Source organism: Streptomyces sp. A012304, assembly GCF_026008495.1.
Lineage (GTDB): Bacteria > Actinomycetota > Actinomycetes > Streptomycetales > Streptomycetaceae > Streptomyces.
In genome coordinates this window covers 197,562-206,881 of sequence record NZ_BQUN01000188.1, presented here as the reverse complement: position 1 = coordinate 206,881, position 9,320 = coordinate 197,562, and the positions used below count along the sequence as shown (strand labels likewise).

General features: G+C 70.8%; 10 protein-coding genes. 5 read left to right on the top strand and 5 right to left on the bottom strand.

What is annotated here, in order from left to right; genetic code table 11:
* Positions 1-31: 31 nt before the first annotated feature.
* Both ppgK and ALMP_RS38935 read right to left on the bottom strand, forming a co-directional pair.
* The gene (gene ppgK / locus ALMP_RS38940; protein ID WP_264936709.1) at positions 32-778 is read right to left on the bottom strand and encodes a polyphosphate--glucose phosphotransferase; all 747 of its coding nucleotides are present in this window, start codon (positions 776-778) and stop codon (positions 32-34) included.
* Between the two features lie 29 nt (positions 779-807).
* Positions 808-1,827 (bottom strand): 4-hydroxy-3-methylbut-2-enyl diphosphate reductase, encoded by a 1,020-nt coding sequence (locus tag ALMP_RS38935; protein ID WP_264936708.1) that lies wholly within the window; start codon positions 1,825-1,827, stop codon positions 808-810.
* A 120-nt stretch (positions 1,828-1,947) separates the two neighbouring features.
* Between ALMP_RS38935 and xseA the strand changes: the two genes are divergently transcribed.
* The 3 genes from xseA to ALMP_RS38920 all read left to right on the top strand — a co-directional run bounded on the left by xseA (position 1,948) and on the right by ALMP_RS38920 (position 4,151).
* On the top strand, positions 1,948-3,156 hold the full coding sequence (xseA, locus tag ALMP_RS38930; protein ID WP_264936707.1) for an exodeoxyribonuclease VII large subunit: 1,209 nt from the start codon (positions 1,948-1,950) through the stop codon (positions 3,154-3,156).
* 49 nt (positions 3,157-3,205) lie between these two features.
* A complete protein-coding gene (locus ALMP_RS38925; protein WP_264936706.1) occupies positions 3,206-3,427 on the top strand; it encodes an exodeoxyribonuclease VII small subunit in 222 nt (73 codons plus the stop codon).
* A 133-nt stretch (positions 3,428-3,560) separates the two neighbouring features.
* Positions 3,561-4,151, top strand: a complete 591-nt coding sequence (locus tag ALMP_RS38920) for a malonic semialdehyde reductase (RefSeq protein ID WP_264936705.1) — start codon at positions 3,561-3,563, stop codon at positions 4,149-4,151.
* 121 nt (positions 4,152-4,272) lie between these two features.
* On the opposite strand, the gene ALMP_RS38915 is transcribed toward ALMP_RS38920, so the two are convergent.
* Positions 4,273-4,797 carry a DUF4245 domain-containing protein gene (locus tag ALMP_RS38915; protein WP_264936704.1) on the bottom strand — a complete coding sequence of 175 codons (525 nt, stop codon included), beginning with the start codon at positions 4,795-4,797 and terminating at the stop codon, positions 4,273-4,275.
* Between the two features lie 127 nt (positions 4,798-4,924).
* Between ALMP_RS38915 and glpX the strand changes: the two genes are divergently transcribed.
* Positions 4,925-5,959, top strand: coding sequence for a class II fructose-bisphosphatase (gene glpX / locus ALMP_RS38910; protein ID WP_264936703.1), 1,035 nt, complete (start codon positions 4,925-4,927; stop codon positions 5,957-5,959).
* A 251-nt stretch (positions 5,960-6,210) separates the two neighbouring features.
* On the opposite strand, the gene ALMP_RS38905 is transcribed toward glpX, so the two are convergent.
* Both ALMP_RS38905 and ALMP_RS38900 read right to left on the bottom strand, forming a co-directional pair.
* Entirely contained in the window at positions 6,211-6,588 is a 378-nt protein-coding gene (locus ALMP_RS38905; protein ID WP_264936702.1) for a WhiB family transcriptional regulator, read from the bottom strand.
* A 129-nt stretch (positions 6,589-6,717) separates the two neighbouring features.
* Positions 6,718-7,407, bottom strand: a complete 690-nt coding sequence (locus ALMP_RS38900; RefSeq protein ID WP_375803607.1) for a DUF1707 domain-containing protein — start codon at positions 7,405-7,407, stop codon at positions 6,718-6,720.
* A gap of 157 nt (positions 7,408-7,564) precedes the next feature.
* On the opposite strand from ALMP_RS38900, the gene ALMP_RS38895 reads away from it, so the two are divergent.
* Positions 7,565-9,232, top strand: a complete 1,668-nt coding sequence (locus ALMP_RS38895; RefSeq protein ID WP_264936701.1) for a fumarate hydratase — start codon at positions 7,565-7,567, stop codon at positions 9,230-9,232.
* Positions 9,233-9,320: the final 88 nt, after the last annotated feature.

Here is a 9,320-nt window from a genome sequence, read left to right as displayed (position 1 = left end):
CCGCCCCGCCGGTAGCCGCCGCCGGCCCGCCTCAGCTCCCCTTAGCCGCCCGCATCGCCGCCCCGACGATGCCCGCGTTGTTCTGGAGCTGCGCCGGGACGATCTCGGCCTTGATGCCGTCGATGTAGGGCAGGAACTTCTCCGCCTTGCGGCTGACGCCGCCGCCGATGATGAACAGCTCGGGCGAGAAGAGCATCTCGACGTGGGCGAGGTACTTGCGGACCCGGCGGGCCCAGTGCTCCCACGTCAGCTCGCCGTCCTCCTTGGCCTTGCTGGAGGCGCGCTTCTCCGCGTCGTGGCCGTTCAGTTCCAGGTGGCCGAGTTCGGTGTTGGGGACAAGGACGCCGTCGACGAAGAGGGCGCTGCCGATGCCCGTGCCGAACGTCAGCAGGATGACCGTGCCGCTGCGGTCGCGGCCGGCGCCGAAGGCGATCTCCGCGACGCCCGCCGCGTCCGCGTCGTTGACCACCGTCACCGGCAGGCCGCCCAGGCGCTCGCTGAACAGGGCGCGCGCGTCGGTGTCGATCCAGCTCTTGTCGACGTTGGCCGCCGTACGGATGTGGGAGCCGCCGGTGACCACACCGGGGAAGGTGAGGCCGACCGGGCCGCTCCAGCCGTAGTGTTCGACGACCTGCCGCACGCCGTCGGCCACCCCGTCGGGCGTCGCCGGGTGCGGGGTCAGCACCTTGAAGCGCTCCTGGGCCAGGTCACCCCTGTCGAGGTCCACGGGAGCGCCCTTGATCCCGGATCCACCGATGTCCACGCCGAAGATCTGCATGGCTCCACGTTACGACGGTCGACTGACAGTCACGCCTCGGGCGTACCGGACCCGCCGCGCTCGGCGACCAGCGCCGCCGCCTCCTCGCGCAGGTCACGGCGGAGTTCCTTGGGCAGCGAGAAGGTGATCGACTCCTCGGCGGCCTTGACGAGCTCGACGTCGCCGTAGCCGCGCTCGGCGAGCCACGCCAGGACCTCCTCGACGAGGACCTCCGGGACGGAGGCGCCGGAGGTGACGCCGACCGTGGTCACGCCCTCCAGCCACGCCTCGTCGATCTCGCTGGCGAAGTCCACCAGGTACGCCGCGCGCGAGCCGGCGAGCTTGGCGACCTCCACCAGCCGCTTGGAGTTGGAGGAGTTGCGCGAGCCGACCACGATGACCAGCTCGGCCTCGGCGCCCATCTGCTTCACCGCGAGCTGACGGTTCTGCGTGGCGTAGCAGATGTCGTCGCTGGGCGGGGAGATCAGCTGCGGGAACTTGTCCTTCAGCGCGTCGACGGTCTCCATGGTCTCGTCGACGGAGAGGGTGGTCTGGGAGAGCCAGACGACCTTGGAGGGGTCGCGGACCTCGACCTTGGCGACGTCGCCGGGTCCGTCGACGAGCTGGATGTGGTCGGGGGCCTCGCCGGAGGTGCCGATGACCTCCTCGTGGCCCTCGTGTCCGATCAGGAGGATGTCGTAGTCCTCGCTCGCGAAGCGGACGGCTTCCTTGTGGACCTTGGTGACCAGCGGGCAGGTCGCGTCGATGGTGGCGAGGCGACCGCGCCGGGCCTCCTCGTGGACGACGGGGGCGACGCCGTGCGCCGAGAACATCACGATGTTGCCCGGCGGGACCTCCTCGGTCCGCTCGACGAAGATGGCGCCCTTCTTCTCCAGGGTCTGCACGACGTACTTGTTGTGGACGATCTCGTGCCGCACGTAGACCGGGGCCCCGTACTGCTCCAGGGCCTTCTCGACGGCGATCACGGCGCGGTCGACGCCGGCGCAGTAGCCCCGGGGGGCGGCGAGCAGGACACGGCGGCGGCCAGGCGAAGCAGTCATGCGTCCCATCGTAAGGCGCGCCCGGAGGGCCCGAGTGCGCGTGCCCCCGCGCGCGTGGGGCGTCTTGACGGCGTACCGGCGCTCGCTCGGCGCGGCCGGCTGTCGGTGGCGGCCACTACGCTCGCGGGCATGGCTGCGAACACGTCCGCCGAGACCCCTCTGCCCGTCGGGGAGGTCTCGCGGCTCATCGGGGGATGGATCGACCGGCTCGGCTCGGTGTGGGTCGAGGGGCAGATCACCCAGTTGTCGCGGCGTCCGGGCGCGGGCGTCGTGTTCCTGACGCTGCGGGACCCGTCGTACGACATCTCCGTGAGCGTGACGTGCTACCGGCAGGTGTTCGACGCGGTCGCGGACGTCGTCGGCGAGGGCGCGCGGGTCGTCGTGCACGCCAAGCCGGAGTGGTACGCGCCGCGGGGGCAGCTGTCGCTGCGGGCCGCCGAGATCCGGCCGGTGGGCGTCGGGGAGCTGCTGGCCCGGCTGGAGCAGCTGAAGAAGTCCCTGGCGGCGGAGGGGCTGTTCGCGCCCGGGCGCAAGAAGCCGCTGCCGTTCCTGCCGCAGCTCATCGGGCTGGTGTGCGGGCGGGCCTCGGCCGCCGAGCGGGACGTACTGGAGAACGCCCGGCACCGGTGGCCGGCCGTCCGCTTCGAGGTGCGCAACGTCGCGGTGCAGGGGGTGCACGCGGTGCCGCAGGTCGTCCAGGCGGTGAAGGAGCTGGACGCGCTGGAGGAGGTGGACGTGATCATCGTGGCGCGGGGCGGCGGGAGCGTGGAGGATCTGCTGCCGTTCTCCGACGAGCAGCTGGTGCGGGCGGTCGCGGCCTGCCGTACGCCGGTGGTGTCGGCGATCGGGCACGAGCCGGACAATCCGCTCCTGGACCATGTGGCCGACCTGCGCGCCTCGACGCCCACGGACGCGGCGAAGAAGGTCGTGCCGGACGTCGGTGAGGAGCTGGAGCGGGTGCGGATGCTGCGCGGGCGGGCGCGGCGCTGCATGGCGGCGTTCGTGGAGCGGGAGGAGCGCGGGCTCGCCCAGGCGCTCGCGCGGCCGGTGATACGGGATCCGCACCGGATGCTGGACGAGCGGGCCGACCAGGTGGAGTCGCTCGTCGGCCGTTCGCGGCGCACGCTCGGCCATCTCCTGGACCGCGCGGACTCGGAGCTGACGCACACGCACGCGCGTGTGGTGGCGCTCTCCCCCGCCGCGACGCTGAAGCGGGGGTACGCCGTGCTGCAGAAGGCCGACGGGCATGTGGTGCGGGATCCGGCCGAGGTGACGGCTGACGAGCCGCTGCGGGCGCGGGTCGCCGAGGGCGAGTTCGGCGTACGCGTCGATCCGTGACACTCGACGCACCGGTCTTGATGTTCGATTCGATCTCTGGGGTGAGTGGATGACCGAGAAGGTGGAAGAGGCGCTCGGGTACGAGCAGGCGCGCGACGAGCTGATCGAGGTCGTACGCCGTCTGGAGGCGGGGGGTACGACGCTGGAGGAGTCCCTCGCCCTGTGGGAGCGCGGCGAGGAGCTGGCCAAGGTCTGCCGGCGCTGGCTGGAGGGCGCGCGGGCGCGGCTGGACGCGGCGCTGGCCGAGGAGGAGGACACGGAGGAGGGGTAGGCCGGACGGCGGGACTGTGAGGACGGTCACCACCCCGCACCCTTGTTGAACGTTGAACTTCCATTGGGTACCGTCGATCGCGTCAGCCGGCCCGGCGTTCCGGATCCGGACGCGCACTCCAGGAAGTTCACGCATGTCTCTCGTTCTTGACCCCGCCGCCCAGGACCTGCTGTTCCGTGAGGCCAGCACCGCGAACACCTTCACCGACGAGCCGGTGACCGAGGAGCAGGTCCAGGCGATCTACGACCTGGTCAAGTACGGCCCGACCGCCTTCAACCAGACGCCGCTGCGCATCACCCTGGTCCGCTCCCCCGAGGCCCGCGAGCGCCTGGTGCAGCACATGGCCGAAGGCAACCAGGCCAAGACGGCCACCGCCCCGCTGGTCGCGATCCTGGCCGCGGACAACGAGTTCCACGAGGAGCTGCCGACCCTCTTCCCGGCCTTCCCGCAGGCCAAGGACGTCTTCTTCGCCGAGCGTACGGCCCGGGAGAGCGCCGCCGGACTGAACGCCGCCCTCCAGGCCGCGTACTTCATCGTCGGCGTCCGCGCCGCCGGGCTCGCCGCCGGCCCGATGACCGGCTTCGACGCCGAGGGCGTCCGCAAGGAGTTCCTCGACGAGGACCACACCCCGCTGATGGTCGTCAACATCGGCAAGCCGGGCGAGAACGCGTCCTACCCGCGCTCGCCGCGACTGGCGTACGAGCAGGTCGTGACCACGGTCTGAGCACTACGCCCGGGCACGACGGCCTGAGCACCGGCATGACCGAGGCCCCCGGCGATCGCCGGGGGCCTCGGTCGTGTCCGGGGGCGCGGGGCGCCCGGTCGCGCCTGGGGGCGCGGGGCGCTCACGCCGTCTTCAGTGCCTTCGCCATCTGCGTCAGCTCGGCCCACGACGCCGTGCCGGCCACCACCGTCGTCGAGCCGTCGGCGCCCTCCAGCACGAGGGCGTCGTAGCGGCCGTCGACGTAACGGGTCCAGGTCCGGCCGGCGAGCTGCTCGGTCTTCTCCGTCCTCCGCGCTCCCTGGGTCGCCTCGTCGATGAAGGTGGAGCGCTTCTGAGTGGACTGCTCGATCTGGACGTACTCCCCGTCGGGGGTGTGGAAGCCCAGATGCCAGGCGTCGAACTCGTCGCCCCGGAAGCGCACGGAGGACGCCTTCCAGGTCGTCGGCAGCCCCTCGGGCGCCGCCACCGGATAGGAGGCCGCCCGGCGTGCCGTGAGCAGCTCGACGCGGTAGTCGACCCGCTTGATGTCGGGTGCGCTGTCGTCGTGCGGGATGAAGAGGTACATGACCATGCCCGCGACCATGATCAGGCCCAGGGAGAGCACCATGTCCCGGACCGTCTGCGCCTTGCCTTTCGAACCTGCCACGCCCCCCATCGTCGCAGGTGCTCGCGGCGCTCATCCGTGGGGTCCCCTGCTCATTCTGTCGGACTGACGATAGAGTCGACCCTCGAACCCTCATCCGGCCGTCGTCGTATCAGAAAGGTGCGCTCCGATGACCGAGAACCATCATCTGCCGTCCGAACTCGACGTTCCCTCCGAAGCCCCCGACCGCAACCTCGCCCTGGAACTCGTCCGGGTGACCGAGGCGGCCGCGATGGCTGCGGGCCGCTGGGTGGGGCGCGGCGACAAGAACGGCGCCGACGGTGCCGCGGTGCGCGCCATGCGGACCCTCGTCTCCACCGTGTCGATGAACGGCGTCGTCGTCATCGGCGAGGGCGAGAAGGACGAGGCGCCGATGCTGTTCAACGGTGAGCGCGTGGGCGACGGCACCGGTCCCGAGTGCGACATCGCCGTCGACCCGATCGACGGCACCACGCTGACGGCCAAGGGCATGCCGAACGCGATCGCCGTCCTCGCGGCGGCCGAGCGGGGCTCCATGTTCGACCCGTCCGCCGTGTTCTACATGGACAAGCTGGTCACCGGCCCCGAGGCCGCCGAGTTCGTCGACATCGAGGCGCCGGTCTCGGTGAACATCCGCCGGGTCGCCAAGGCCAAGCGGGCCACCCCCGAGGACGTCACCGTCGTCATCCTCGACCGGCCGCGGCACGAGGGCGTCATCAAGGAGATCCGGGAGACCGGCGCGCGCATCAAGCTGATCTCCGACGGCGATGTGGCCGGGTCGATCCTCGCGCTGCGGGAAGGCACCGGGGTCGATCTGCTGCTCGGGATCGGCGGCACGCCCGAGGGGATCATCTCGGCGTGCGCCGTGAAGTGCCTCGGCGGCACGATCCAGGGCAAGCTGTGGCCGAAGGACGACGAGGAGCGGCAGCGGGCGCTGGACGCGGGGCACGACCTCGACCGGGTGCTGACCACGGAGGACCTGGTGACCGGGGAGAACGTGTTCTTCGTCGCCACCGGGATCACGGACGGGGAGCTGCTGCGGGGCGTGCGGTACCGGTCGGAGACGGCGCTCACCGACTCGATCGTGATGCGGTCGAAGTCGGGGACGGTGCGGAGGATCGACTCCGAGCATCGGTTGAGCAAGTTGCGGGCGTACTCGGCGATCGACTTCGACCGAGCGAAGTAGCTGCGCGGGCTGAGCGGGGGGTGCGGGGCGTACCCGCGTGCGGGTGGGGTGTGGCTGGTCGCGCAGTTCCCCGCGCCCCTTCAGGTCGGCCTGCGACCCGGCGTCGTGAGCGTGAGCCGTGACCGAGCCCCGCGGGGGCTGCCGGCCATACCCGCGTGCGGGTGGGGTGTGGCTGGTCGCGCAGTTCCCCGCGTCCCTTTGAGTCGGCAGTCTGCCCGGCGTCGCAGAGGTGAGCGCGTCGCTCGTTCAGGTCAGCCCGCTGCTGCGATGTGGTTGGTCGCCCTTGCCGCCTTCTTCAGTTCCATGTCGCGGCGGCGGCGGCGCGCGAGGACCACGCGGCGTTCGGCGGCGGTGAGGCCGCCCCAGACGCCGTAGGGCTCGGGTTGCAGCAGCGCGTGCTCGCGGCACTCCACCATCACCGGGCAGCGCGCGCAGACCCGCTTGGCGGCCTCCTCCCGGGAGAGCCGGGCGGCGGTGGGCTCCTTGGAGGGGGCGAAGAACAGGCCTGCCTCGTCGCGCCGGCACACCGCCTCGGTGTGCCAGGGAGCGTCTTGGTCCCTGTCGCGCGCTGGCACCCGCTGGGCCGGAACAGCGGCTACCTGCAGGGACGAATGCGGCGGTTGCAGCACGGTCTACTCCTGACGACGGCTTCGCGAGCGAGAGACGACGCAGCAAGCCCTACCCGCTGTGCGCGCGCCTATGCACTGGGTCCCCAACCGCCGTCCGCCGGGCCCCTGTTGGGGCCCGATTCACAACCGTCAACGCTCCAGATGTTTGCGCAAACCCTTGTCGACCTTGCGCTGGACACGGTCGAGGATGTCCGCGACGAGCTTGCCCCGCTTCGGCCGCCCCTCGACGCTGCCGAGGATCGCCCAGCCGTCGACGTAGACGACCGGGGCGTCCGGCTCGCCGGAGTCGAGGGTGTCCACCTCGAAACTGCCGAGGACGCCGCCGCCGGTGCCGCTCAGCGAGACGTTCTCCGGGACGCGTATCTCGACGCTGCCGAAGACCGCGTACGCCTTGATGACGACCTGCTGGTACTCGAACAGCGCCTCGCTCAGGTCGATCTCCACGCTGCCGAAGACCGCGTACGCGTGGATGCGGCGGCCGGCCCGCCAACGGCCCCGGCGGACCGCGCTGCTGAGGATCGCGACCAGGTTGTCGTCGGGGTCGGCGGGCACCGCGCCGCCGACGGGGCGGGGCGGTGGCGCCGTGTGGGGCGGGGTGTGCCGGCGATGGGCGGCGGGCAGGTCCTGGATGAACACGTCCAGCTCACCGACCGTCTTGGCGGCCAGCACGCCCTCGACGCGCTCGGCGTGCTCCTCGGCGGTGAGACGGCCCTCGGCGAGGGCCTCGCGCAGGATGTCGGCGATGCGGTCACGGTCGGCGTCCGAGGCGCGCAACTCGGTCATGGCGGCGCGCGGCTCGGTCTGCTTCTGAAGGTCCACGACAGCAGCGTACCCAAACACGATAGATCGCGATAGCCCTCGGCGGAGTCGAACTGAGCCTTACCTCACAGGCTCCGCCTTCCCCGCACGTCCTACGCTGGTGGACGCTGCCAATGGAGGCCAGCCGCTGTCTCTGTCGAGTGAGGAATGGGCACCGATGCCTGAGTTCGAGTACACCGATCTGCTCCCCATGGGAGAGGACACCACCCCCTACCGGCTGGTGACCTCCGAGGGTGTCTCCACCTTCGAGGCCGACGGGCGGACCTTCCTCAAGGTGGAGCCGGAGGCACTGCGCAAGCTGGCCGAGGAGGCCGTCCACGACATCCAGCACTACCTGCGCCCGGCCCACCTGGCGCAGCTGCGCCGGATCATCGACGACCCCGAGGCGTCGAGCAACGACAAGTTCGTCGCCCTGGACCTGCTGAAGAACGCGAACATCGCGGCGGCGGGCGTCCTGCCGATGTGCCAGGACACGGGCACGGCCATCGTCATGGGCAAGCGCGGGCAGAACGTGCTGACCGAGGGCCGCGACGAGGAGGCGCTCAGCCGCGGCATCTACGACGCCTACACCAAGCTGAACCTGCGCTACTCACAGATGGCTCCGCTCACCATGTGGGAGGAGAAGAACACCGGCTCCAACCTGCCCGCGCAGATCGAGCTGTACGCGACCGACGGCGGCGCCTACAAGTTCCTGTTCATGGCGAAGGGCGGCGGCTCCGCCAACAAGTCGTTCCTCTACCAGGAGACGAAGGCCGTCCTGAACGAGGCCTCCATGATGAAGTTCCTGGAGGAGAAGATCCGTTCGCTCGGTACGGCCGCCTGCCCGCCGTACCACCTGGCGATCGTCGTCGGCGGTACGTCCGCCGAGTACGCGCTGAAGACCGCCAAGTACGCCTCCGCGCACTACCTGGACGAGATCCCGGCCGAGGGTTCGCCGCTCGGGCACGGCTTCCGGGACAAGGAGCTGGAGGAGAAGGTCTTCGAGCTGACGCAGAGGATCGGCATCGGGGCGCAGTTCGGCGGCAAGTACTTCTGCCACGACGTGCGTGTGGTGCGGCTGCCGCGGCACGGGGCGTCCTGCCCGGTGGCCATCGCCGTCTCCTGCTCGGCCGACCGTCAGGCCGTCGCGAAGATCACCGCCGAGGGCGTGTTCCTGGAGCAGCTGGAGACCGACCCGGCGCGGTTCCTGCCCGATACGACCGACGAGCACCTGGAGCAGGACGGCGACGTCGTCAAGATCGACCTGAACCAGCCGATGGACGACATCCTCGCCGAGCTGACCAAGTACCCGGTCAAGACCCGGCTGTCGCTGTCCGGCCCGCTGGTCGTGGCGCGGGACATCGCGCACGCCAAGATCAAGGAGCGGCTGGACGCGGGTGAGGAGATGCCGCAGTACCTGAAGGACCACCCGGTGTACTACGCCGGGCCCGCGAAGACGCCGGAGGGGTACGCGTCGGGGTCCTTCGGTCCGACCACCGCCGGGCGCATGGACTCCTACGTGGAGCAGTTCCAGGCGGCGGGCGGTTCGAAGGTGATGCTGGCCAAGGGCAACCGGTCGCAGCAGGTCACCGACGCCTGCGGCGCCCACGGCGGCTTCTACCTCGGCTCGATCGGCGGTCCCGCCGCCCGCCTCGCCCAGGACTGCATCAAGAAGGTCGAGGTCGTCGAGTACGAGGAGCTCGGTATGGAGGCCGTCTGGAAGATCGAGGTCGAGGACTTCCCGGCGTTCATCGTCGTGGACGACAAGGGCAACGACTTCTTCTTGGACCCGGCGCCGGCGCCGACGTTCACGTCGATCCCGGTGCGCGGGCCCGGTCTGGGCTGACCCGGCGGCGGGGCCCCTAAAAGAGCCCCGGAGGCCTCCCCCGCCCCGTGGGGGAGGCACACCTCGTCAGCCGTCGATCACACCCCAG